Origin of the sequence: Winkia sp. UMB3158 (assembly GCF_030217145.1) — a bacterium.
Lineage (GTDB): Bacteria > Actinomycetota > Actinomycetes > Actinomycetales > Actinomycetaceae > Winkia > Winkia anitrata.
Window position 1 is genome coordinate 1 of sequence record NZ_JASONH010000005.1, and the last position, 20874, is coordinate 20874.

The 20874-nt window shown below is 55.8% G+C and carries 29 protein-coding genes and 2 pseudogenes; 23 read left to right on the forward strand and 8 right to left on the reverse strand.

Translation table 11 applies throughout. The features are described from left to right. Positions 1-152 precede the first annotated feature (152 nt). The 5 genes from QP400_RS10485 to QP400_RS06380 all read right to left on the reverse strand — a co-directional run bounded on the left by QP400_RS10485 (position 153) and on the right by QP400_RS06380 (position 4688). Complete coding sequence (locus tag QP400_RS10485; RefSeq protein ID WP_048706909.1) at positions 153-1295, reverse strand: XRE family transcriptional regulator; 1143 nt, start codon at positions 1293-1295, stop codon at positions 153-155. An 80-nt stretch (positions 1296-1375) separates the two neighbouring features. After that, positions 1376-1906, reverse strand: a complete 531-nt coding sequence (locus QP400_RS06365) for a hypothetical protein (RefSeq protein ID WP_048706910.1) — start codon at positions 1904-1906, stop codon at positions 1376-1378. Between the two features lie 276 nt (positions 1907-2182). Continuing rightward, complete coding sequence (locus QP400_RS06370; RefSeq protein WP_060797609.1) at positions 2183-3811, reverse strand: SNIPE associated domain-containing protein; 1629 nt, start codon at positions 3809-3811, stop codon at positions 2183-2185. A gap of 35 nt (positions 3812-3846) precedes the next feature. After that, positions 3847-4284: an ImmA/IrrE family metallo-endopeptidase gene (locus QP400_RS06375; protein WP_048706914.1), complete on the reverse strand. Its 438-nt coding sequence runs from the start codon at positions 4282-4284 to the stop codon at positions 3847-3849. Between the two features lie 62 nt (positions 4285-4346). After that, positions 4347-4688, reverse strand: a complete 342-nt coding sequence (locus QP400_RS06380; RefSeq protein WP_160309220.1) for a helix-turn-helix domain-containing protein — start codon at positions 4686-4688, stop codon at positions 4347-4349. A 132-nt stretch (positions 4689-4820) separates the two neighbouring features. Here QP400_RS06380 and QP400_RS06385 point away from each other — a divergent pair, with 132 nt between their 5' ends. The 6 genes and pseudogenes from QP400_RS06385 (at position 4821) to QP400_RS06410 (ending at position 7132) form a co-directional block, all read left to right on the forward strand. Beyond that, positions 4821-5066, forward strand: coding sequence for a helix-turn-helix domain-containing protein (locus QP400_RS06385; RefSeq protein ID WP_048706917.1), 246 nt, complete (start codon positions 4821-4823; stop codon positions 5064-5066). A 119-nt stretch (positions 5067-5185) separates the two neighbouring features. Then, positions 5186-5374, forward strand: a pseudogene (locus tag QP400_RS06390) (BRO-N domain-containing protein); the annotation flags it as partial. Positions 5375-5522: 148 nt separating this feature from the next. Beyond that, positions 5523-5711 carry a hypothetical protein gene (locus tag QP400_RS06395; protein WP_004808227.1) on the forward strand — a complete coding sequence of 63 codons (189 nt, stop codon included), beginning with the start codon at positions 5523-5525 and terminating at the stop codon, positions 5709-5711. A gap of 172 nt (positions 5712-5883) precedes the next feature. Further along, positions 5884-6627: a BRO-N domain-containing protein gene (locus tag QP400_RS06400; RefSeq protein ID WP_004808229.1), complete on the forward strand. Its 744-nt coding sequence runs from the start codon at positions 5884-5886 to the stop codon at positions 6625-6627. Then, positions 6624-6932 (forward strand): hypothetical protein, encoded by a 309-nt coding sequence (locus QP400_RS06405; protein ID WP_284797475.1) that lies wholly within the window; start codon positions 6624-6626, stop codon positions 6930-6932. Before QP400_RS06400 ends, QP400_RS06405 begins: the two co-directional genes overlap by 4 nt. Then, a complete protein-coding gene (locus QP400_RS06410; protein WP_048706920.1) occupies positions 6929-7132 on the forward strand; it encodes a helix-turn-helix transcriptional regulator in 204 nt (67 codons plus the stop codon). The genes QP400_RS06405 and QP400_RS06410 overlap by 4 nt, the downstream gene beginning before the upstream one ends. Positions 7133-7192: 60 nt before the next feature. On the opposite strand, the gene QP400_RS06415 is transcribed toward QP400_RS06410, so the two are convergent. Both QP400_RS06415 and QP400_RS06420 read right to left on the reverse strand, forming a co-directional pair. Continuing rightward, positions 7193-7825: a hypothetical protein gene (locus QP400_RS06415; protein WP_141752250.1), complete on the reverse strand. Its 633-nt coding sequence runs from the start codon at positions 7823-7825 to the stop codon at positions 7193-7195. Positions 7826-7867: 42 nt separating this feature from the next. Further along, positions 7868-8464 (reverse strand): hypothetical protein, encoded by a 597-nt coding sequence (locus QP400_RS06420; protein ID WP_048706925.1) that lies wholly within the window; start codon positions 8462-8464, stop codon positions 7868-7870. A gap of 50 nt (positions 8465-8514) precedes the next feature. Between QP400_RS06420 and QP400_RS06425 the strand changes: the two genes are divergently transcribed. From QP400_RS06425 to QP400_RS10535, 14 genes and pseudogenes are all read left to right on the forward strand, one after another. Then, positions 8515-9060 (forward strand): hypothetical protein, encoded by a 546-nt coding sequence (locus tag QP400_RS06425; RefSeq protein WP_048706927.1) that lies wholly within the window; start codon positions 8515-8517, stop codon positions 9058-9060. Continuing rightward, positions 9057-9941, forward strand: a complete 885-nt coding sequence (locus QP400_RS06430) for a PD-(D/E)XK nuclease-like domain-containing protein (protein ID WP_048706928.1) — start codon at positions 9057-9059, stop codon at positions 9939-9941. The genes QP400_RS06425 and QP400_RS06430 overlap by 4 nt, the downstream gene beginning before the upstream one ends. A gap of 23 nt (positions 9942-9964) precedes the next feature. Beyond that, positions 9965-10669 carry an ERF family protein gene (locus tag QP400_RS06435; protein ID WP_158237495.1) on the forward strand — a complete coding sequence of 235 codons (705 nt, stop codon included), beginning with the start codon at positions 9965-9967 and terminating at the stop codon, positions 10667-10669. A 65-nt stretch (positions 10670-10734) separates the two neighbouring features. Beyond that, entirely contained in the window at positions 10735-11640 is a 906-nt protein-coding gene (locus QP400_RS06440) for a helix-turn-helix domain-containing protein (protein ID WP_048706933.1), read from the forward strand. Further along, complete coding sequence (locus tag QP400_RS06445; RefSeq protein ID WP_048706935.1) at positions 11633-12097, forward strand: hypothetical protein; 465 nt, start codon at positions 11633-11635, stop codon at positions 12095-12097. Before QP400_RS06440 ends, QP400_RS06445 begins: the two co-directional genes overlap by 8 nt. Positions 12098-12243: 146 nt before the next feature. Next, the gene (gene ssb / locus QP400_RS06450; RefSeq protein WP_053086195.1) at positions 12244-12711 is read left to right on the forward strand and encodes a single-stranded DNA-binding protein; all 468 of its coding nucleotides are present in this window, start codon (positions 12244-12246) and stop codon (positions 12709-12711) included. A 203-nt stretch (positions 12712-12914) separates the two neighbouring features. Then, a complete protein-coding gene (locus tag QP400_RS06455; RefSeq protein WP_048706937.1) occupies positions 12915-13181 on the forward strand; it encodes a hypothetical protein in 267 nt (88 codons plus the stop codon). Between the two features lie 18 nt (positions 13182-13199). Continuing rightward, positions 13200-13430, forward strand: coding sequence for a hypothetical protein (locus QP400_RS06460; protein WP_048706939.1), 231 nt, complete (start codon positions 13200-13202; stop codon positions 13428-13430). Positions 13431-13574: 144 nt separating this feature from the next. Continuing rightward, positions 13575-13949 carry a hypothetical protein gene (locus QP400_RS06465; protein ID WP_004808261.1) on the forward strand — a complete coding sequence of 125 codons (375 nt, stop codon included), beginning with the start codon at positions 13575-13577 and terminating at the stop codon, positions 13947-13949. Further along, positions 13946-14260 carry a hypothetical protein gene (locus tag QP400_RS06470; protein ID WP_004808262.1) on the forward strand — a complete coding sequence of 105 codons (315 nt, stop codon included), beginning with the start codon at positions 13946-13948 and terminating at the stop codon, positions 14258-14260. The genes QP400_RS06465 and QP400_RS06470 overlap by 4 nt, the downstream gene beginning before the upstream one ends. Further along, positions 14257-14514 carry a hypothetical protein gene (locus QP400_RS06475; RefSeq protein ID WP_004808264.1) on the forward strand — a complete coding sequence of 86 codons (258 nt, stop codon included), beginning with the start codon at positions 14257-14259 and terminating at the stop codon, positions 14512-14514. Before QP400_RS06470 ends, QP400_RS06475 begins: the two co-directional genes overlap by 4 nt. Before the next feature lie 170 nt (positions 14515-14684). Continuing rightward, on the forward strand, positions 14685-15467 hold the full coding sequence (locus tag QP400_RS06480; protein ID WP_141739525.1) for a hypothetical protein: 783 nt from the start codon (positions 14685-14687) through the stop codon (positions 15465-15467). Positions 15468-15924: 457 nt separating this feature from the next. Further along, on the forward strand, positions 15925-16782 hold the full coding sequence (locus QP400_RS06485) for an adenine-specific methyltransferase EcoRI family protein (RefSeq protein WP_231288210.1): 858 nt from the start codon (positions 15925-15927) through the stop codon (positions 16780-16782). Positions 16783-16893: 111 nt separating this feature from the next. Then, positions 16894-16974, forward strand: a pseudogene (locus QP400_RS10535) (DUF8602 domain-containing protein); the annotation flags it as partial. A gap of 54 nt (positions 16975-17028) precedes the next feature. Here the strand turns inward: QP400_RS10535 and QP400_RS06490 are convergent. Continuing rightward, on the reverse strand, positions 17029-17169 hold the full coding sequence (locus QP400_RS06490; RefSeq protein ID WP_155855910.1) for a hypothetical protein: 141 nt from the start codon (positions 17167-17169) through the stop codon (positions 17029-17031). Positions 17170-17577: 408 nt separating this feature from the next. Between QP400_RS06490 and QP400_RS06495 the strand changes: the two genes are divergently transcribed. The 3 genes from QP400_RS06495 to QP400_RS06505 are packed head-to-tail and all read left to right on the forward strand — an operon-like array spanning position 17578 to position 20872. Continuing rightward, complete coding sequence (locus QP400_RS06495; protein ID WP_048706943.1) at positions 17578-17901, forward strand: hypothetical protein; 324 nt, start codon at positions 17578-17580, stop codon at positions 17899-17901. Next, positions 17894-19507: a terminase large subunit domain-containing protein gene (locus QP400_RS06500; protein ID WP_048706944.1), complete on the forward strand. Its 1614-nt coding sequence runs from the start codon at positions 17894-17896 to the stop codon at positions 19505-19507. Before QP400_RS06495 ends, QP400_RS06500 begins: the two co-directional genes overlap by 8 nt. Before the next feature lie 24 nt (positions 19508-19531). Then, positions 19532-20872 carry a phage portal protein gene (locus tag QP400_RS06505; RefSeq protein ID WP_004808466.1) on the forward strand — a complete coding sequence of 447 codons (1341 nt, stop codon included), beginning with the start codon at positions 19532-19534 and terminating at the stop codon, positions 20870-20872. Positions 20873-20874 lie beyond the last annotated feature (2 nt).

Genomic DNA, 20874 nt, shown 5'->3' on the forward strand with positions numbered 1-20874 from the left:
GCGGAGGATGGGGGAGACTAAAGGGGAGTAGTCGCTGCAAGGGTTTGGCACGCCCGTGCCACTAATATGCCATCAAAAAAATGTCGGATCTGGTCTAATCCTGGCGCACTATTACGCGAAAACCAAAAATGTTACCAAAGTAACATTATAATTCACTTTGCGGCGTAACCAGACCTGCGCCGGCTCGAAAAGGCGACCACATTATCCGCAGCGCCATCATGCCTACCCTCCTCGTGTAACCAACCGCGTATTAACGGCGACGGAACGCCTGTGGCTCTGCTAGCAGCATCGACGCTGCCCCCCCAAGCGCGCGAGAAAGCTTGCCCTAACAGGCCCGGCTTTTCTGCACGAACAAGTACAGGCTCGTTTTGTCGCCACCCTCTCGAATTAAGCTGAATATGCAGAGACCGGCTGCGCATACTGGAAATTAAGCCTAGCCGTTCGGCGCGAACCACAATAGCCCCAACCGAAACACCATACCGAGCCTTGATCCGCAGGAACTGGTTAAGCGTTGTCCCTTCATCTACTTCGCGAATCATCATCTCTTCTGGCAACAGTAAAGCACCAGCAAATGCAAAAGCCCTCCGTTCTTCCACGCTTCTTACCTTAGGGTGGGTGAGTAAATCGTGGTCGAATATTAGATGCCCAAGCTCATGCGCTAACGTCATTCTTTGCACTGCCCCAGGACGCGAGTTGACGCAGGCAATTAACGGCCGATGCTCGTGCGTTGACGGACGAGAAATGCCTGAGTATTCATCCTCTCCCACGCTTTGGGAGAGCAAGACATCGATTACGCCTACGCCGCAATGCTCCGCTAGCCGCGTTACGCTTCGTATAGGAGAGTCGCCACTAATGCCCATCGCTTCACGCAATGATAGTGCTGCCTCCTCAGCAGTCTGGCTGCCAGCAGTCTTCTCGGTCAGGTCGCATGTCTTGTACCCGGATTTTTCGGAGGTCTCACGCCATAGCCGGGAGCCCTCAGAAAAAACTCTACTTACCTTCCTGTCCGTGAGAATCCTTGTAGTGGACTTCTTTCGAAAGGTAGTAGCAGCTTTATCTTGCGGTAGTTCGGGTGCTTCAAAAAAAGACAAAGGCAGACAGAAGGTTAGGGCTAGGGACTCAGCTACCCTCGTAGGGAAGTCAAGGTCCCCGTTAATGATCCTCGATAAGTGCGGCTGAGAGGTCCTAATCTTCTTAGCTATTGCTGTTATAGAGCACCCCTCCAACTCGGCTAGTGCTGATATTCGCTCACCCCTAAGATGCCGTGTCGTTATTTGGGAGTTGTTCGTCAGCATAGAAGAAATACCTCTCGTCCATCTCTTCTTGGGGGAATTGTAGGTTTGTTTCAATCCCAGCGTCCATAGGTAGGGTTAGGCTAAGGTCGATTGGGGGTTTTCTGCCGGTACCTGCCTGTCCCTGTTGTGTGAACCAGACGTAGGGTGATCCCCTCATTGTGGTTATCCGGGTTGCGGTAATCCCACAATAGCAGCAAGTTTATTTGGGTGCCTACGCCTGGTGTTGCTCCGGGGGTAGGTATGTCTAGAGGTGGCTGCCAGTAGAGCTTTCGCTTGTGGTTTCGACCGGCTGCGGGTACGCCCCCAGGGAATGTCGGGTCGCATTCCTTTAAAAAGAGGATCTTAATGTTGTCCTTAGTAAGAAAGGTTTGCCCCATGAGCCTTGTGTTGCCCCCGAGTGCCCATCCGGCGGGTAAGCCTTGTTTTAGCAGAGACGAGCGGACGAATGGGCGGATAAAGAGGGGGCGCAAAAATGGGTAGTCGCGCTCTGGCACTCCCTGGAGCCGACTATCGACTTCTAATGAGGCCATTGGGAAGGCCTCCCACAGGATGTTATTGAGCTCATTCGACGCAATGGTCGCAGCCTGCGGCAGTGTTAAATTTTCACTCATATTATTACTCCTTAGGCGTATTGGTAATAATATTACTGTTAAATTAACACGCTAGGGACACGCCCGCACTCCTTAGCTAGGCTCTCCTGGTAGTCGCGTACTAGCCAGGCGGGTTGGTCGAGTTCTTCGGCAATTCCGAACAAGTCGCCCTCTGCTAGTTTTTCTGCTCTCGCATACGCGGCGCGGGTGGGGCCGGTTCCGACGGGATACAGATAAACCCCGCTGGTAATTACACAGAACCAGCAGGGATATCAGAGCTTTGTAGGAGTATGCAGATTAAACGCTCTCAGGAGCAACACCGCCAAGGCCGTCAGTGTCTTTCCCTCCCGCTCTACGCATAGCCAGCGTCTGCCTGAATTGAGTCGCCTCTGGTTCTTCTGTGAACTCAACTAGATTGCCTGCAATATCCTTTAGCGCGTCCCGCACTTCCGCCGGTGTTACTGCGAAGAACTCGCGCCGCTTGTTCACAAGGTTTACACGCCGATCAGCAAACTTATGATGCAGTTCGGTTTCCACCCCAACTGCATCTTCAGAGAAGAAGAGGGCATGAATGTCGAAATTGTATGGCACCGACGCGTCTGATAGCTCCTGCACCCTCTCAATGGGGCGCAGCCTGCGAGTCATGCCTATCTTTACCATCCGCTCCCCAAAAGAGCCGATATTAGAAATAACGTACACGTACCCGGCGCGAATATTAGCCTTGCGGAAGTCAATATCATTCAGGCTCTTCTCGACCTCGACAATCTTTTCGTGCAGTTCCGCAGCTTCATCTTCCTTGCCAGCGCGTTCCACGACTGCGATCACATTCAAATAATGCTGCTTTTCTTTTTCAAGGCGTTTTTGCTCCTGCTCAAGCTCACGCTCGATGCGGGCAGCCTCTTTAAGCTCGGCACGTTTTTCGCGCTCGATTTCTTTGGCTATATCTTTCGCCTGAAGGTGCTTATAGGCGATGGAGAATGCTTTGGCCCAGAGCTCCTGGTATTCGTTAGATAGCTTTACTTCTGCGTTTCTGCCTATACGTTCTATCGCCTCTCCATTTCGCAAAAGCCTAGAAACAGACGAGCCGTAGTTAGCCAGTGTGAGCTTAGTGAGCATGGCTTTAGCTTCTACATCGTACGAACGCAGAGCCAGGCGTTTAGCGATTCTAGTAAGGCTTGCGAATGTGGTAGCTGATATTGCCGCTGCGGTAGGTAGTGCTGCTGATACTGCTTTCCCTTTAGTGGCGGTCGCTTTGATCTTCTCTTCTGTTTCTTTGAGTTCAAGTTGTAAGCTAATGGCCTCAGCCGCCGGATTCTGAATATCATCCAAACCGTAATCGATGGTGGCCACCTCTTGGCGTATGGGGCGGAGGACTGCTGCGAGCTCCTTTTGCTCTAATTTCAACGTTTCTATTTTAGCTGTTGCGCGCTCGGTATCGCGTGCTAAGCCTTCTAATTCAGCGCGAGAGTTGGACTCTTGATGTATTCTCCACTGTTCGGTTTGAGCTTTGACAGTATCGCAGTGTTTAGCTGTTTCATCCTGCTTGGCTTGGCAGTCCCGCTCGGCCTCTTCTCGCATCTCTTTGCACTGTTCTTCGGTTTCGTTGCGAAGTGTTGCGCAGTATTGCTCAGTTTCAACTTTAGTTCGTTCCAGCTCAGTGATGCGGGCATCCTGAGTTGAAACGGTTTCTATGAGCGGCAAGAGCTGCTTGCGCGTAGCGTAAGCCCCCGAAATTAAAAGCAATGGGCCGATAAACAGGAAAACAAGCCCTATATGCGGGGGAATGAACCCGAGAACAATTCCCAGTATGAAAAGGGTGGTGCCGATGTTAACGCGTTTTTGCCCCCTATGTTTTTTCTTCTCAGCTTTATGGCTGGCGGGGACACTTTGGAATGGCATTGGCTGTGGGGCGGGGAGTTCTGACATGACTACTCTCAAACAGTGGGGTTATTTCGGGCAGATTAAAAATACCTTAATCTAGACCTACCGGGGCTCGGATTTATGGCCCGAAGGCTCAAATGTTTGCGTAGGTGGCGTTGGTAGGCTTCGACAACGTATCTGGGCGTGCCCAGCTCTGCTGCGAGTGCGCCGGGATTGGAAGTATCCAACGCTAGTTCTGCTTCCCGGTACGCGGACTCACTTATCAGTAGGGTTGCTGCTTCCTCGTTTACACGGTCTTCTACTGTTTGACATTGGTGGCCTTCGTGCCCGTGATAGGCGTGAATTAGTTCGTGGGCGAGCGTGGCGGCGCGTTGGTGTTCATATAACCCTTTCCTTATGTAGATAGTTTTTGTGGCTGGGTCGTATAGCCCCCAGTACGGTCCCGAGAGTGGGTATGTGGTGACTGTGAGGCCAAGCTGTTCGGCTTGTTTTTCTAATACCTCAAAAGTGCTACCCATGAGGGTAAGAATAGAGCCGCCCTCTGACATTTGAGAGCGGCTCAAAGTGGTGGGGTTCGTTTTTATTGCTCGCTTTCAAGGTCAGGGTCATAGCCGGGGGTTGACGCGGCGCTACGGCCATAGTTCGGTTCAGGGATTTCACGACCGCCCGGGAACAAGTCAGCCACATTACTTCGCTGCGCTGTTTCGCCTAATTCGCGTTGCAGGCGTTCGTACGCGTTTTGCACGACGCGGTCCGGATCTTCGCCAACGTACTCGCAGATTTCGTACAATACGCGCAAAGGCAGCTGATTACGCCCGTTCAGCCAGTTGGTTACAGCTGTACGGGAATGTTTAGTCGCTTTCGCCGCTTCGGCCATCGACGCGTCATACCTGACTAATGTCGCCTTAAGCTCCTTGCTCACGTACGTGGCAAAAAGTAGCGATTGTTTATGTAGCTCCATGAGACCATTGTAGCATCCATTTAGCACTTGTAGTACTCAAATTGATACAGAAATAGCTTGCTAAGTACTCGTCCGCCTGCATATAGTACTCATATGAGCACTTCAGAGATTCTTGTAGAAATATCCTTCCGTGTGCAGAAAGCCATCACGGAGGCGGGCAGGTCCAAAAAATCTGTATCCGACGAAACGGGCATCCCTTACCCAACACTAAACCGCAAAGTTGCGGGCAAGGGGGAATTTAGCTTCTTAGAGCTATTCAAAATCGCTAAGGCTTTAGGTGTTTCGCCCGCCGCTTTCACCCCCGCCCCCTTCAGAATCCAGCGGAAGGAATCAGCGTGAACAGCGTCGAGCAAGAAATAAACAGCTCCCCAACCGCTGGAACCGGTCAGGGAGCAAAGAAAGAAGGAATCAGCATGAACAACCTAATCCCATTCACTTTTGAGAATACCAGCGTCCGTATGTTTGAGGAAGGCGGTAAGGTCTTTTTCTGCGGCAAGGATGTCGCAACCGCCCTCGGATACAAACGCACAACCGACGCTCTAAAGCAGCATTGCAAGGGGGCGGCGTTTCACCGCCCCCTTGAGACAGCCGGCGGTATACAGCAAGTCCGGTTCATCACCGAGGGTGACTTGTACCGGCTAATCGCGTCATCGAAGCTACCAAGCGCGCAAGCCTTCGAAGCAAAAGTATTTGATGAAGTACTACCCACGATCCGGCGGACCGGGGCGTACGGGGCTCCCAAGCGGTTGACCGGGCGGGAGCTGATGGCCGCGGCGTCAGATAGGATTGAGAGCAATGGACGAAAAGGCAAAGAGAGAACTGCTAGCGGAGGTTCGCAAGACTGCGAAGGGCCTTTCGCTGGCGAAGTCTGCGCGCAAAGAAGCGGTAATGGCTGCCTTGGAGGCAGAAGTGCCTCGTCAAGAAATAGCGGACGCATTGCAGATGCATCGCAATTCAATCTACCGGATCATTTCCGAAGACTAGTAGTTTGCACACCGTTGTGTGCGTATGTTAAATTAGCCCATGCACACAAAAGTGTGCATCAATCATCAAATAAAAACCGTGCGACCATCTCGCCAAAGTTGCATCGCACGGTTGCCCAATACAAGGCAGCCCGATTTTACCAGGCTGCCCGTGCTCAAAGGAAGGCAGCCTAATGACTACTGAACTACAAAATTTCAAATTCGGCCAACAACGAGTCCGTACTTTCCATGACAAAGCGGGAGAAATTTGGTTCGTTGCTGCTGATGTCGCAAAAATACTTGAATACCAAAGCGCCAAGGATTTCACTCGCGGCCTTGACGAAGATGAAAAGGGTAGGCAGTTTGTGCCTACCCCTGGAGGAAGGCAAGAACTCCTTACTATTTCAGAAGCGGGCCTTTACGCGGCACTGGTGCGCTCCAAGGCTGAGCGAGTTGCGCCATTCCGCCGTTGGGTGACGCACGAGGTACTGCCAACCATCCGCAAGACCGGGGCATACCGGGTCCCGCAGGTAGCAACCTCAAACCCGGCAACGCTCCGGGCCCTCGACGAGTTAGCGCTCTGTCAGGCCGCGCGGGGGCTGATCCAAGCGGATCATCTCGAGGCTAAAGCGCGTGTGATCCTAGCGCGCGGACTCGGCGAACGCCCACAGCTTGAACCCGCAACCCGGCCCTTGTACGCGCAGGACTTCCTGCAAGAAAAGGGCGTAAACAAAGACCAGCTAAAGCATATCGCCCCGACCTTTGGTAAGCGCATCAAAGCCAAATACACGCTAGAACACGGCACCGAGCCCGAAAAATACCCCCTAAACCTAAGTAACGGCCAGGTGCGCCAGGTCAATGCTTACACAGAAAAAGATCGGCCCCTCTTCGAAGACGTTTGGGCCAAGTACTACACCGAGGAGAGCCTAACCAAATGAGCCAGACTGTTGATCTTAGTGCAGGCATGCCTATTTTCGGCAACCCCGCCTATGTGGTGTTTAAGGATGGGCGCGTCTACTCGCTAAAGAAGGGGAAAGGGGCGTTCCTGAGTGAGATACGCAGGCCTTCTTCCGTGTGGTGGCGGGTCCGCATCGGCGGCGTTGAAGTACAAATACGCGGCCTAGTGCTTGGCCTGTTCGGTGACGTCACCGCGTTCGAGAAGCGGGCGCGTCAGTGGGCAGAAGAAAACCTCCCCAACCAAGAAGAAAACTGGGACGAAGACTGGCTGGAGGACCTGCAATGAGCGCGTACAACCCAGCCTTCATAACAGTAAAAGCCGCAGCCGATCGCCTAGGCGTGTCCACCTGGGCAGTCTACGAGTGGGTTGCTAATGGGACTCTACCCGCCCAAAGGATAGGCAACCCACGCACGGGCAGGATCCGCCTCCGCCCTAAAGACGTGGACGCACTGATTTTTGACTACCAGACAGGAGAACCCGCATGAGCCAGCTGATTCTAATGGTCGCGTGTTTGATTTTCGCGATTGTCAGCATGCACTTCGCATTCAAGGACGACCAGTGAAAGGAATAGTAATGAGCTCCCCATTGGCCACGACTACTAGCCGTGACGGGTCGGGACTAGATAACGCTACTAATAGGTCCCCGTCTACTGCTGCCCCTGGTTCTAACACTATGGGCGCGGTGAATGGCAGTTTGAAGAACTCTTCTGGGTTGGCGATTTCTTCAATTCTCACAGGCGAGTCCCCATTGTTACGCAGGCGAAAGTGGTCTGAGGACACCCACTCGATAGTTAGCGGGGGTATTTCTCCCCATTTACGGATTGCTTCTAGTGAGGCTGCCAGGGATTTTACGGCTGCTAGGGTCTCGGCTGCTTCTCGGCGTGCGAGTTCAGCGTCGGCTTTAGCCCGCCGTGAGAGGTTCGACCGCCACCAGGAGATGAGCGCACCAAGGCCAGCTAAGGCCGCGCAAACAGCCGAAACAATATCGGGGATAGTACCAAAGCCCATGCCTACAGCATACCGGGCTGAGAGGTGGGCGCGGCGCGCCTTGCAGGCGCTGATCCTGCTAATCGCTCTCGCCTGCTGGTGGGTTGGCCAGTGCTTCTGGTACGCGTGCCCGCCCCTATCCGCAGCGCTTCTTCTGTTCGCGTATTGCAGCCCCGTGTTAGTCCTGATCATCCCTAAAGACTTGAAGGAAAACAGTAAATGAACGCCCCCCGGTCAATGACAATCCGCCTTGGTGAAGCAGTGCTCGAAATGGTCAGAGCGGGGCACCCCGACCTGACTATCCCACGACAAGAACACGTCACAGCTGATCTGAGCGACCCCGAAAATGCCGCCACCAAGTGCGGTGTCCTTGCTAGCCAGGCGGTCGCGCACATCATCCACGAGCAGGCTAGTGCCGAGGCCTACCTTTCCGAAGGGTCCGATAGCCCCGGCCCCACCCTGGTAAATCGTGTCTTTTTCATGCCTGATAGTGATGGAAATATTCGTTGCGCTAAATGGGCTCTCATTGGTAAGGACGAGAAGACCGGCGTCATGGTCAATCTGAATTGCCCAGGAGTAGTGACTGACATCTTGCGTGGTAGCAAGTGCTCTGGTCGCAATCTTGTTCGCCTTGCTACTTATCTGGTTTGCCTCACCTGCCAGGCGGTTCGCGCGGGTAGCAGCAATGTTGGCGTCCTTAGCGAGGCGGTTGGCCTCCTTAGCCGCGCGTTGGCTGATTTTCGTGTCACGGCGTGCCAGGACAGCAACAATCAGGCCCCCAGTAGCGATGAGGAGCGAGAGCCCGTTGATGGCTAGTTCCGTAATGTGCACACCCAAACTTTACTCACCCCACCCTTTTTTGGAAGGACCCAAGATTTTAAATGAACACCCCAGTTTTTAAAGAGGGCGAGGCCCTCTTCGGCAAGGTTGACGTGGCAGAACTGCCTGTCGGCGCACAGATCCGCCTCGAGTATGAGATCCCGGAACTGTACTTGTACTATCGTGCTGCCCTTAGGGTAAGTGAAACCGAGTGGGCCGTAAGTGGGCGGGGTACTGACACCCTGCGCACGGCTCCCACTAGCGAAGTGCTCGAAATGGTAGAGGACCCTGAGGTTACCCGCATCATCCTTGATTGCCTGCCAGAACAGGCTAAGAAGCCTACCGAGTCGCCCCTTAGCAGCGGTGCGCAGCGGCGTGCAGTGGAAGCAGCCCTGCAAGGCCTGTATTTGAGGCTGCGGGAGGTCCAGTCGTTTGAGGGCACGGTCGCAAACATGGCCGAACTCTACTCCGGGAGCCGTGAGATCGAAGCCCACGCCCGCGCAGTACAGGATTGGGCGCGCGAGCAGTACATTTCCGAATCCTGGAACGCAATCTACGACACCCTGGCTGAGCTTTCACAGCTGGGCGAGGACGGCGACCTGGCATGAGCGAAAACAAGAAAAGCAAGCCCACTCTGCCTAGGGAGCCGGGCATATACCCGGGCATCCCTAACTCGGATTACCACGCCGACCAGGACAGCCTGTCGTCATCGGGAGCGAAAACCCTGGCTAAACCCGGTGGGGCGGCCCGCTTCCACTACGAACAAACCCACCCGAAAGCAGACTCGGAGGCCCTCCTTTTTGGTACTGCCGCCCATGCTTTCATCCTCGAGGGCGTAAAACCGGCCGTGTTCAAGGGCGGGAAAACCCTCACCTCCAAGAAAGCCCTGGACTTCATCACCAAGGAGCGGGACGAGCGCGAAGACCCGGACCTGCCAGTAGTCACTGAGGAAGGGTGGGAAACCCTACAAGCAATGGGCGAGGCAGTGTACGCGAACCCGCTAGCACGCCGGCTCCTTACCGCCCCCGGTAAGGCGGAACAGTCCGTGTACTGGCAGCACCCGTCCGGGGCGACCCTACGCTGCCGCCCTGACTGGCTCCCAGAGGAGGAAGACGAGACCCTCGGGTTTTTGCCAATAGTGGACCTGAAAACCACTAGGGATGCCACCCCCGCCGGGTTCCGCCACTCCTGCTTCCAACTCGGATACCACCAGTCCGCCGCATGGTACGCGGCAGGCCTGGCCGCCATAAACGTTTCAGCCAACGCGCGGATGGTGTTTATCGCAGTAGAGAAAACACCCCCCTACCTGGTCGGCGTGTACACGCCCTCTAATGAGGCCCTCGAGGTCGGCCACGCGCTCAACGAGATCGGCATCGATAAATGGGTGCGCGCCCGCATCTTCAACGACTGGGAGGCCCTAGACGGAGGCCTACAAACCCTAGCCATAAAACCCTACGAAATACCCGAAAACGTTTTAGAGGAAATATAAAAATGGGAACCACACTAACCCCAATGGCTAAAGCCCTAAAGGCCATTAACGTAATCAAAAAAGACGGCGTAAACCGGCACTCCCAATACAAGTTTAGGGGTATTGATGGAGTACTGGACACGGTCGGCCCAGCATTCCGTGAGAATGGGATCCTCATAACCTCAAAGATTGACCAGATAGATTACGAGGATAGGCCCACCAATAATGGAAAAGCCTCCACGCTTATTCGTGGGATTGTTACTTTCAGATTCCATTTTGGTGACGGCCAAACCTTGGAAACCTCGGTGGCTGCCGAGGCCCAGGACTGGGGGGACAAGGGCACCTCCAAGTTCATGTCAGTGGCCCTGCGTACGGCCCTTCTGCAGACTTTCACGGTGCCCACTGACGAGAAGGAATCGGAGGCCACCCCAGCCGCGCCTGGCTGTCACCAGCAGGCCCAGCCCGCCCAAAACGCTGGCGGGGCGGGGATGATGACCGGGACCCAACACCAACAACTCACCCGCCTGCTGAAACAGATCGGCGCGGACGCAGAAAAAGGCAAAGAAATCGCCCGCTACGTAACCGGAGGACAAGTAGGGGCCCTCGCCAAACTAAACGCGAACCAGGCCGCAGCAGCTATCCGCCTCTGCGAACAGCAAGCCCGCAGGCTCGCAGCCGCCAAACAACAGCAGCAGCCCCAGGCGCAGCCGACCCTACAAGAGGCCGCCACAGGCGGGACAGCCCAATGACAACCACCCCAAAAATAAGCGAGCTCACGACCCAAAAGGAGAACGAGAAAGGAGGGGAAAACGGTATGAACAGCTACGACATTCCCGGAGAAGGTTCAACCGGTTATGCGGCAATCCCACGTTGGGTGGAACGCGACATAAAGCTCTCTGCTAAAGCTCGCTCGGTGCTTCTAGCGCTAGCCTCGCGAGCTAACGCCCAAGGCTACTCCTACCCTTCAGTGGCCGTGCTGGCTTCTAATGCAGGATGTAGTAAGAACGGCGTACGCAGAGCGCTCGAAGAGCTCCGCGAGCGCGGTTTGGTCTCGTGGCAGACGCGCCCGGTTGAGGGGGATCGGAATGCCCCGAATTTGTATTCTGTGCATTTTGATTACCGGCGGGGTGGTGTAGCACCTGCAGGGGGTGGGTCCCAAAATCAGGGGGGTGGGTCCCATATTGGGACCCAGTGGGTGCCAGGGTGGGACCCAGTGGGTGCCATATTGGGACAGGAAGTAACACCAATAGAAGTAACACCAGTTAAGGAGTTAATCCCCAAACCCCCTAAAGGGGGCTCGGGGCGGGCACCCAAAAACGCTTACACCGAAGACTTCGCAAACTTCTGGCAGGCATACCCACGCAAAACCGGGAAGAAAGCCGCCGCCAAAGCCTACGCAAAAGCAATCAAAGAAGGCGCAACCCCAGAAGAACTCCTCCAAGGTGCGGCCCGTCTCGCGGCGGATCCTAACCGCGTCGACCAGTACACGCCCCATCCGGCAACCTGGCTCAACCAAGGCCGCTGGGAAGACGAAACCCCGCTTCCGGCTCGTGCCCCGGCTTCTGCCGCGGAACGGCGCACCCAGGCCCAGCAGCAGATCTGGGATTGGGCAACCAGCCCTGAGCCTCTCCCGCAAACCTGCCAGGCCGGCAAGCTCACCTACGAGCAGGCAATGGCCCAGGTGGAAGCGGCGGAGCGGAAGCAGGTGACCGGTGGCTAGCAAGCAAATGATCGGGATCTGCGTGAACCGGCTGATTTCGGCGGGTGCTGCCTGGGATATGTCGCAGGCCCCGCAGATCGCTGGTGAGCTAAATCGGGCCTACCCGAACCTTGCTGACGAGGTGCTCGAAGAAGCCACAACCCGGCTGATCAACTCGGGGCCGGATTTCATTACTTCGGCGAAATTGTTGGAGTTTGTGCGCCTGGTGCAGAAAGAAGCTTGGGCCCCGCGTGGCCGGGAGGTCCCGAATCTTGGTCCGGCGATGCGGCTTACGCACGAGCAGTATGTGCGCTGGTGGGCAGCCTATCGAGCCGAGTGCCTGGCTGGTGTGCAGCCGCAGGTGGCGAAGGCGAACGCGGATTACATTTTCACCCCGCCACGGGCGGATCGGCGGATCACAAAGGCGGAGTGGGAGCAGCTATTCAAGAAAACCAAAAACTTCGGGCGGCGCGTGTGAGCTACTACCGCCTATTCCTAAACCCCGCCGAATAAGCCCGGCTAGCCGGGCTAGGGCGGCCTAACAGGGTGCCCCGTGTAGGGTTACCTGCCCGGCCCAAAAAAAGTCTCTCAAAAACGCTTACAGAACATCGAAAGGAAACAGTAATGCAAACCGAAAACACTTTCACAATCAGTGGGAACCTCACCCGCGACCCAGAAACCCGCTACACACAAACGGGCGCAGCAGTCACCACCATCACCATCGCAGCCACGCCCCGCCAATACAACAAACAAACTGGCCAATTCGAAAACGGCCCCGCCCTATTCATCCGGTGCACCGCCTGGCGACAACTCGCAGAAAACATCACCGACCAACTAACAAAAGGCCAGCGCGTAATCGCCACCGGACACCTCAAACAAGACACTTACACCGATAAAACCGGGGCCCAACGCACCAGCATTGAAATGCAACTAGAAGACATCGGCCCGTCCCTGAAATTCGCTACCAGAGGCGCACAAACACCCCCGCAAGCCCAGGGCACGTATCAGGCCCCCGCAGGCGGCCAACAAGGCGACCCATGGGCACAACCCAACCAGCCCGCCCAAGGCTTCGACCAAAACCCACCATTCTAAAGGCGGCAGCATGGTTGAAAGACACCGCGATTGGCCCTCTCGCGATTGTTGGACATACGCACCCGACAAAGCCGAGCTAACCCACCCGCCCGGCCACCAGCGCCCCTGGCCCGGCGAGTGCGAATGGCCCGAAGAATTCCCAGTCACCACCCGGTACTGCAAAAAATGCTTAAACCCAAAAACCAGAAAGAAACCACACAAACATGAATAACGAAGAAAAAGCTCCTATGAGCGAATTAGAGCTAGCTAAAGCCTGGGGCGCGGTCCACGAAAACCTACAAGCGGCTGTCAAAGCTCTCGACCACTACCTCGCAGAGGAGGAAGCCACTCCCTCAACTAGGGAACCGCGCCGCAGGCTCGCCTATGCCAACGTAGACGCGCTAACCGCCATAAACTTTCTCGCCCAGCTCGTCCCTACCATCTGCGAGCACCTTCGCAGAGCAGCCGCAATAAAACACCAAAACCACTAATACGGAAGGAACCCCACAATGAAACCCGTAGATGTCGGAATCATGCTCGTCGAATGGGAAACAGCAGTAAGCAACCTGCACCTATGCCGCGACAGGCTCGACAAATACATGGGCGGCCTAACCCACGCCCAACGCAAACAACTAGAAGACCTCGCCCTGGACGCAGAGATCAGCGCCCACCACATCGAAAAAGTAAAAGATCGAATCCAGGAAACCATCAAAAAACAGCAGCAAGCTAATGTCGGCTGATCGTACGGTCACCCGCACCTGCGCCGGGTGCGGGCAGCCCATCCAACTAACAGAAACCAGCAGCCTCTACCAGACGGACGGCACCCCCTGGCCCGTCTACCACGCAGACTGCTACCAAAACAAAAACAACCAGGAAAACCACAAATGAACCCACGAAAACGCAACCGAACCTCCGCAAAAGCCGCAGGCAGAAACTTCGAAAAACAAGTATCCCAATACCTCAACGCCCACGTAGACGACCGCATAGAAAGACGCCGCCAAACCGGCCCAAAAGACCAAGGCGACATCGCCGCCCTAAGAACCCAAAACGGACACCGCGTTGTCGTCGAATGCAAAAACACCACCCGCCCACACCTCGGCCCCTGGACCACCCAAGCAGAAACCGAACGCCAAAACGACGGCGCGCTCGCGGCCGTCATAGCACACAAACGCCACGGCAACGCTAACCCGGCAGACCAATACGTAACCATGACCCTAAAAGACTTCGCCGCCCTCCTAACCGAGAAAAGACCAAAATGAGCACAAAACACCTGCAAGCCGCCCGCGCCACCCTCTTTATTGCCCACTTCGCCGGGTTCGGCCTAACCGCCTGGATCACAGCCACAACCGGCCCCCACCCAGCCCTAGCAGGCCTCGCCCTCGCCTGGGCATTCCTCTCCTGGTGGGCATGGACCCTAGCCGGCACACTCCTCATCGAAATAAACAACCAAGACCACCAAATCCAAGACTACGAAACCCGCGAGCGCGCCGCCTACCACACTCAGACGCTCCTTCTGGACAGTCTCATGGACCTTATTGAAAAGACCGAGAAAGAAAACCCCGAAAAATGAAGATCGACATCACCCGAGATGAGCTGGCAAACCTACTTGCCCCCACACCCACCCCTGCGCCTACTATCCGCCAGCGGGCTGCCCTGGCCTGCCTAATCCACAACGCCGCCCGGTTCATGCAAGGCGCAAAACTCCTGCAAGGCGGCGAACGTGAAGCCCACCAGGTGGCAACCCAAGAAATCATCGCCTCTTTCGGGCCCTTACCCGCCTACAAGGAAGCCTGCCAAGAGCTAACCAACAAGGAGAAGATGTGAGGATACGGCTATCACTCACCCTAAAAATAACCCGCACCCCGCGCCCCAAGCCCGAAGGCCCCCACCCAGCTGGCGACTGTTACACCACCACAGAAAACGCCGCCGAAAAAATCCCCTTCGGGTTCCAACCCCAAGACATCCGTCCCCGAAACTGAAAGACAGCTCCCCGCATGGGAAAAAACAATATTTGCCCGCTAACCGGCCAACCACTCAAAGACGGGCGACAAATCAGCCCTGAGGCAGAACGACAAGTCCTCGAAGCTCTCCGCCAGTTGCCCGGTCTACACGAAAACGCCCTACAATCCGCATACCGGATGACATCCCACCCCCAAACAGGAGGTGGCGTGCGCACCGGCCCGGCAGAAAGGATCCCCTACAACCCGGCCCTAATGCGAAGAATCGAAGCAGCTGCCCGCCCGCTGCACGTGATCGCTAAAGCCTGGGGCAAACCAGTAGATGGGCACTTTCACACCTACTGCCAGCAGATAGCCGCCGCGCTACCAGGCAAGGTGAAAAACCCAAACGCTGCTACGGTCGCCCTGCAAGTGAGGGATTCCTACAACAGCCTAGAAAGAGTGGCCGACCTGCCCCCGGAAAAATGGTTCTACGGCACCTGCGACGCGCCAGTCGGGCCACATGAAACCATCTGCGGTAGGGCAATCTACGCGCCAAAAGGCCGCGCCATAGTCACCTGCAGCAGATGCAGGACCAGGCACGACGCTAAAAGGCTAATCGACGCGTCCAAACAGCGTCTTAGTGAATACGCTGTGACAATCCCGCACATGGTTCGCCTGCTTAACCAAAGCGCGGCGGGCATACACCTAAAACCCAAAACCGTGTACAAGTGGGCAGAACGCGGCAAGTTAAGCCCAGTGCGTGAAACCTCCCAAGGCAAGCTCTACAGGGTAGGTGACGTGTTAGCCCTGGCAGAAGAATCACCTGCAAAACAATGACCACTCAGGCGAGTGGGCCGCGTCGTCTCCTGCCCTCGCGACAGGGGCGGCGCACCCACACGCACCCTGCTACGACTTGACAAAACAGCAAAACTGTCGAACCCTAGGTTTATAGGGTGCCACCAGACCGTACAGAGGTCAGGCACCTTCAAGTTTTTAAAAGACACGCGCAACCACCCGACAAAAAGGCAAAGTACTACCTACTCGGTTACGCAACAAAGCTCCCTCACCCCCTGATGCTAAATCCTCCATCGTGGCATACGGGCGACCCCGATCACCACTGTTGTTACGCGGGCAGACAGCACCGCCGCCACACGAGGACACTGGGGAAGAGGGAAGAGGGGTGCGCCCCGTATTTTTGGGGAGTTCACGGGCGCACCCCACACACGCACCCCCCCACGGGCCGCAACAAACGCGGCCCAAAAACATTTAAACCACCAACCCTAAGGAGACCCACCTGGGCACAACACACCTAACCCGAGCACAAAAAACCAAAAACGACGAGTTCTACACCCACCCCCAAGACGTAGAAACCTTCATGACAGGCGTGCTCACCAAAACCCCAAACCTACTGAACGGCGCAAATGTCCTCCTACCCTGCGACACCCCCGCCAGCGCCTTCACTAAATACTTCACCACCCACTTCCACCAACTCGGCCTAAACACCCTCACAGCAGTCGGAATGGACGGCAAAGACGGAACCTACTACCACCAAACCAAAGAAAGGAAGATACACCGCCCCGCCCAGGGGTGCGGCAGATTCCAATCCCAAGAAACCACCAACGCACTCGCAACAGCCAACTTCGTCTTCACCAACCCGCCCTTCTCCATCCTGCGCGAATTCCACCACTGGCTAACCAAACAGCCCCGCCTCCGATACGGCATCATGGCACCAACAACAGCCATCGCATACGCCAACATAAAACCCCAAATAATAGCCGGCACCATCCAAGCCTGGGGATCAAAATCCAGAACCTTCACCACCCCCACCGGCCAAGCAAACGCCCTCACCTGCTGGCTCACCAACATCCCCAACCAGCTCCCCCGCAAACCCATCGGCGAGCACACCCGCGAAGAAAACACCCACACCCTCAAAGGCAAAAGATACAAAGACCTGTACAAGCCATACGACAACCACCCCGGTATCGAATGCCCCACCTACCAGGCAATCCCAACCCCCAACGGGCAAACAATAGGAGCCCCCATAACCACCCTCGCCCAATGCGACCTAACCGACTGGCGCATCCTCGACATCATCAAACCCACCATAGGCGGGCGCGCCAAATTCCAACGCGTCCTACTCTCCCCACGCTAAACCCGCCCAGCCCGGGCAGACGCAACCACTACCTGCCCGGGCAAGCACACTCACAGCCCAACCAAACCCGAACAAGCAACCCCAACCAAGAACAGTAGAAAAGACTCCCCGATGAAACGCTGCCCAGCAAGACGCTGCCCCAACCTAATCCCCAACACCGCCCGCTACTGCACCACCCACGCCCACCAGTACGAGGCCCGCCGGGGCACCACCACAGACAGAGGCTATGGCAGTAAACACCAAAGACTACGCAACAAACTCAAAGCCCAAGTCGAACAAGGCAAAGCAATCTGTCCAAGATGCAACAAACCAATCAAAGCAAGCGAAGCTTTCGATCTTGGACACAAAGACGATCGCCGCTTTTACAACGGACTTGAACATGCTCATTGCAATCGTTCCGCAGGCGGAACAAACGGAGCAAGACAAGCCAACGAACGACAACGAACATGACAAAGAAACAAAAGTGTTTCATTTTGTTTATTCATTCGTTGTTAGAACACGAAAACAATTTTTACAGTCTCGCATTTTTTACTCCAGACTCCGACCACCACCCCCCCCAGGGGGGAGGCCCCAAAAATAGGTAAGGATGGACCGCCGGTGAGGTGAAAAACCAGTCTGGAGCTTTCAAAACTACATCAGACAGAGGTGAACGCTATGGGTAGAGGAGGAGCGAGGGTCCGCTCTGGGCCACCAGCAAATGAGAACTCGGGCCGGTCCGCCCGACGCGGTTTTTCTCTGAAAGCCCTGCCCCCAACAGGCAGGCGCGGCAGGCCACCAAAGTTCCCGCTGCCAGAAATGAGTGAGCGGGAAGAAGAAGTTTGGAAGAGCCTTTGGAAAAGCCCCCAGGCGGTGGCCTGGTCGATGCCCGAAAACAAGTGGATGCACCATCTGGTCGGCTTATACACGCGGGTTCTCGTAAAGTGCGAGAGCCCCTCTACGCCGCCTTCCTTACTGGCGCAGCTGCACCGGATAGGAGACCAGATTGGGATGACCCCGGCGGGTCTTTCTTTCCTCGGATGGAAAATCGCCGAGGAAAGCGAGTCTAAGAGCGCCCCTAAGCCTAAAAGAAATGCTTCAGCGGGGGCGCGCACACGGCTGAAAGTGGTTGTAAATGAGTGAGCGTGTTGTTGATTTCCCAACTCTTGGGTTTTTAGCGGCTGACTGGATTGAAGCTCACTGTACGGTCCCATCTGGATTTGATTTGGGCGCGCCGCTGGTTCACGTTGGCTGGCAGCTATGGTGCGATGTTAATCATTATCGGGTTCGTGAGGGCGCAAAGCTGGGCGAGCGCGGCCAGTCTGGTGCTTCCCAGTTCTTCTACAGACGCTCCTTGGTGGTGGGCCCGCAAAAGTCGGGCAAATCTCCTTGGGGAGCATCCATTACTGCCTTTGAGGCTGTTGGCCCGTGCCTGTTCGCCGGGTGGGCCAAGGAAGGAGACTATTACTCGTGCGCGGATAACGGGTGCCCTTGCGGTTTTGAGTACGCGTATGTGCCTGGCGAGCCTATGGGGATGGTGCGTAACCGCTCCTTGATTCAGCTTTTAGCTACCGCTGAAGAGCAGGTTGCCAATATGTATGACCCTTTGAACTTTATGGTACGTAACGGGCCGTTAGCAGAGTTTGTCAAACCTGCTGAGGGCTTCTTGAGGCTGCCTCATAGGGGAAAAGTTGAAGTGGTAACCCAATCAGCGCGGGCACGCTTGGGCGCGCCAATCAATTTCGCTATAGCTGATGAGTCTGGCTTGTACACGGGCAAGATGAAGCAAACCTGGGCGACGATGCGGCGCGGCCTGGCAGGTATGGGCGGGCGCGGGATCGAAATTACTAACCCTTGGGACCCAATGGAGGCCTCCGCAGCCCAAGAAACCTACGAAGCTCACACTAAAGACGTCTTCGTTTTCTACCAGAAACCAGATGGCAAACTCGACTACACGGTCAAGCATGATAGGCGAAAGATCCACGAGTACGTTTACGCAGATTCCCCTTGGGTTGACCTCAATGCGATCGAAGCTGAAGCTGCCGAATTAGTGCGCACTGACCCAACTCAGGCAATGCGCTTCTTCGGGAACAAGCTTGTGCAAGGTCTCGGCTCGTTCATGCCGGAAACTCTCTGGGATGAACGCACTCGCCCCGGCCAGGAGCCCCCAACGGGCGGGCCAGTTTGTGTCGGTTTTGACGGCTCCCGCAGCGGGGACTGGACCGCGCTGCGAGTAGAAACCTTAGACGGGCTGCGATTCACCCCCACATACGGGCCAGACTCGCGCCCTACATGGTGGAACCCGCAAATATGGGACGGGCGAATCCCACGAGGGGAAGTAGACGCAGCAGTACGCGAAATCTTCGCCACCTACGAAGTCGCCCGCATGTACGTTGACCCCAGATTTTGGGAAACACAAGCAGACGCCTGGGCCCGCGACTTCGGCGAAGACAAGGTCATCCAATGGCCAACCAACAAAATCAACCGCATGTTCGAAGCGCTCACACGCTACATGGAAGATCTCAGCGAGGGTCTGACCTTCCACCTGGAAGATTCCATGATGAAAACCCACGTGCTAAACGCCCGCAAAATCGCCAAACCCGGAGACAAATACATCCTCGGTAAACCAAAAGAGCACATGAAAATCGACCTCGTAATGGCCGACGTGCTCGCCCACGAAGCCGCAGCCGACGCCCGCGCCACCGGGTGGGAAGAAGACCAGGGCGCAGGCATGATTCATTTCGCCTAACCCGCCCTCAGGAAGGAGCAAATCTTGAGGCTCACAACCACCGAAGAAGCCTACCTGCAAAAAGGCATCGAGCAACTAGCCCTACAGTGGGCAAAAGATGAAGAACTCCTCGCCTACTACGACGGCCTGCAACGCATCGAGTTCCTCGGCCTGGCCGTAGCCCCCCAAATGCGCAAATTCGAACTATGCGTAAACTGGCCGCGCGTAGTAGTAGACACCATCGAACACCGCCAAGACGTGCGCTCCTTGTTCATGCCAGGAGAAGAAACCGCCTCAAAAAACCTGCAAGAAGGCTGGGACGCCAACAACATGGACTCCGACCTATGCCTATCCAACCGAGATCGACTAATCCTAGGGCGCTCTTTCATATCTGTCGGAGCCAACGAAGAAGCAGGCGCACTGCCCATAATCCAGGTGGAATCACCGCGCGAAATGTGCGTAATCATGGACCGCCGCCGCCGCGCAGTAGCCGCAGCAGTACGCGTATACGACTACACAGACGGCACCCCCAGGGCAGCAACCATCTACCTACCAGACAAAACCCTCTGGTGCGCACGCCAAAAAGGAATATGGCACGTACAAGACGCAGACGAACACAACCTCGGCCGCGTCCCCGTAGTACCAATAATCAACCGGCGACGCACCACCACCCAATACGGGCGCTCCGAAATGAGCGACGTAATCCCCCTAGCAGACGCAGCCGCACGCACCCTAACCAACCTACAAGTCGCAGCCGAAGCACTAGCGGTGCCTAAGCGTTGGGCTACAGGGGTTAAACCTGCTGATTTTATGGATAAGGGCGGGAAGATTCTGCCGAAGTGGGAGGCATATTTCAATGCGGTGTGGGCGACCTCGAATAAGGACGCGAAATTAGGCCAGTTGGATGCGGCGGATCTGAAGAATTTCACTGAGACGGTCCAATTCTACGGCAAGCTCGCAGCATCGGTTACTGGTTTCCCGGCTAAATATTTTGGTCTAACTACTACTAACCCTCCTGCTGAGGGGGCTATCCGTGCTGAGGAATCCCAGTTAGTGAAAATGGTCGAACGCCATAACCGGGAAGTCGGTAATGCCCTGGGCCAGGTTATGGGCCTGTACGAGCAGATCCGCACCGGAGAAAAAGTTGATGGGTCGCGTATTGCTGTCGAGTGGTATGACCCAGCTACCCCAACCTTCTCCCAGCGTGCAGACGCACTACAAAAGCTTGCCGGGGGTAAACCCCTAATTAGCCGTGAGGGGGCGTGGGATGAGCTCGGTTTCTCCGAGGCCCGCAAGGAGCGCGAGCGCGAATATTTAGAACAGGAAGCAGCCGACGACCTCGTGGGAGAACTTGTAAGTAAGAGCGGTGAGAATGGCGGTGCCTAATC

What these genes read in the sequence shown, in the direction of transcription:
- QP400_RS06400 (WP_004808229.1), top strand. Translation starts at nt 5,884, where the DNA reads ATGACTACTGAACTACAAAATTTCAAATTCGGCCAACAACGAGTCCGT.
- QP400_RS06475 (WP_004808264.1), top strand. Translation starts at nt 14,257, where the DNA reads ATGAAGATCGACATCACCCGAGATGAGCTGGCAAACCTACTTGCCCCC.
- QP400_RS10485 (WP_048706909.1), bottom strand. Translation starts at nt 1,295, where the DNA reads ATGCTGACGAACAACTCCCAAATAACGACACGGCATCTTAGGGGTGAG.
- QP400_RS06455 (WP_048706937.1), top strand. Translation starts at nt 12,915, where the DNA reads ATGAATAACGAAGAAAAAGCTCCTATGAGCGAATTAGAGCTAGCTAAA.
- QP400_RS06435 (WP_158237495.1), top strand. Translation starts at nt 9,965, where the DNA reads ATGGCTAAAGCCCTAAAGGCCATTAACGTAATCAAAAAAGACGGCGTA.
- QP400_RS06490 (WP_155855910.1), bottom strand. Translation starts at nt 17,169, where the DNA reads ATGAGCATGTTCAAGTCCGTTGTAAAAGCGGCGATCGTCTTTGTGTCC.
- QP400_RS06440 (WP_048706933.1), top strand. Translation starts at nt 10,735, where the DNA reads ATGAACAGCTACGACATTCCCGGAGAAGGTTCAACCGGTTATGCGGCA.
- QP400_RS06395 (WP_004808227.1), top strand. Translation starts at nt 5,523, where the DNA reads ATGGACGAAAAGGCAAAGAGAGAACTGCTAGCGGAGGTTCGCAAGACT.
- QP400_RS06480 (WP_141739525.1), top strand. Translation starts at nt 14,685, where the DNA reads ATGGGAAAAAACAATATTTGCCCGCTAACCGGCCAACCACTCAAAGAC.
- QP400_RS06405 (WP_284797475.1), top strand. Translation starts at nt 6,624, where the DNA reads ATGAGCCAGACTGTTGATCTTAGTGCAGGCATGCCTATTTTCGGCAAC.
- QP400_RS06430 (WP_048706928.1), top strand. Translation starts at nt 9,057, where the DNA reads ATGAGCGAAAACAAGAAAAGCAAGCCCACTCTGCCTAGGGAGCCGGGC.
- QP400_RS06495 (WP_048706943.1), top strand. Translation starts at nt 17,578, where the DNA reads ATGAGTGAGCGGGAAGAAGAAGTTTGGAAGAGCCTTTGGAAAAGCCCC.
- QP400_RS06500 (WP_048706944.1), top strand. Translation starts at nt 17,894, where the DNA reads ATGAGTGAGCGTGTTGTTGATTTCCCAACTCTTGGGTTTTTAGCGGCT.
- QP400_RS06415 (WP_141752250.1), bottom strand. Translation starts at nt 7,825, where the DNA reads ATGATCAGGACTAACACGGGGCTGCAATACGCGAACAGAAGAAGCGCT.
- QP400_RS06410 (WP_048706920.1), top strand. Translation starts at nt 6,929, where the DNA reads ATGAGCGCGTACAACCCAGCCTTCATAACAGTAAAAGCCGCAGCCGAT.
- QP400_RS06470 (WP_004808262.1), top strand. Translation starts at nt 13,946, where the DNA reads ATGAGCACAAAACACCTGCAAGCCGCCCGCGCCACCCTCTTTATTGCC.
- QP400_RS06385 (WP_048706917.1), top strand. Translation starts at nt 4,821, where the DNA reads ATGAGCACTTCAGAGATTCTTGTAGAAATATCCTTCCGTGTGCAGAAA.
- QP400_RS06375 (WP_048706914.1), bottom strand. Translation starts at nt 4,284, where the DNA reads ATGGGTAGCACTTTTGAGGTATTAGAAAAACAAGCCGAACAGCTTGGC.
- QP400_RS06365 (WP_048706910.1), bottom strand. Translation starts at nt 1,906, where the DNA reads ATGAGTGAAAATTTAACACTGCCGCAGGCTGCGACCATTGCGTCGAAT.
- QP400_RS06465 (WP_004808261.1), top strand. Translation starts at nt 13,575, where the DNA reads ATGAACCCACGAAAACGCAACCGAACCTCCGCAAAAGCCGCAGGCAGA.
- QP400_RS06370 (WP_060797609.1), bottom strand. Translation starts at nt 3,811, where the DNA reads ATGTCAGAACTCCCCGCCCCACAGCCAATGCCATTCCAAAGTGTCCCC.
- QP400_RS06460 (WP_048706939.1), top strand. Translation starts at nt 13,200, where the DNA reads ATGAAACCCGTAGATGTCGGAATCATGCTCGTCGAATGGGAAACAGCA.
- QP400_RS06425 (WP_048706927.1), top strand. Translation starts at nt 8,515, where the DNA reads ATGAACACCCCAGTTTTTAAAGAGGGCGAGGCCCTCTTCGGCAAGGTT.
- ssb (WP_053086195.1), top strand. Translation starts at nt 12,244, where the DNA reads ATGCAAACCGAAAACACTTTCACAATCAGTGGGAACCTCACCCGCGAC.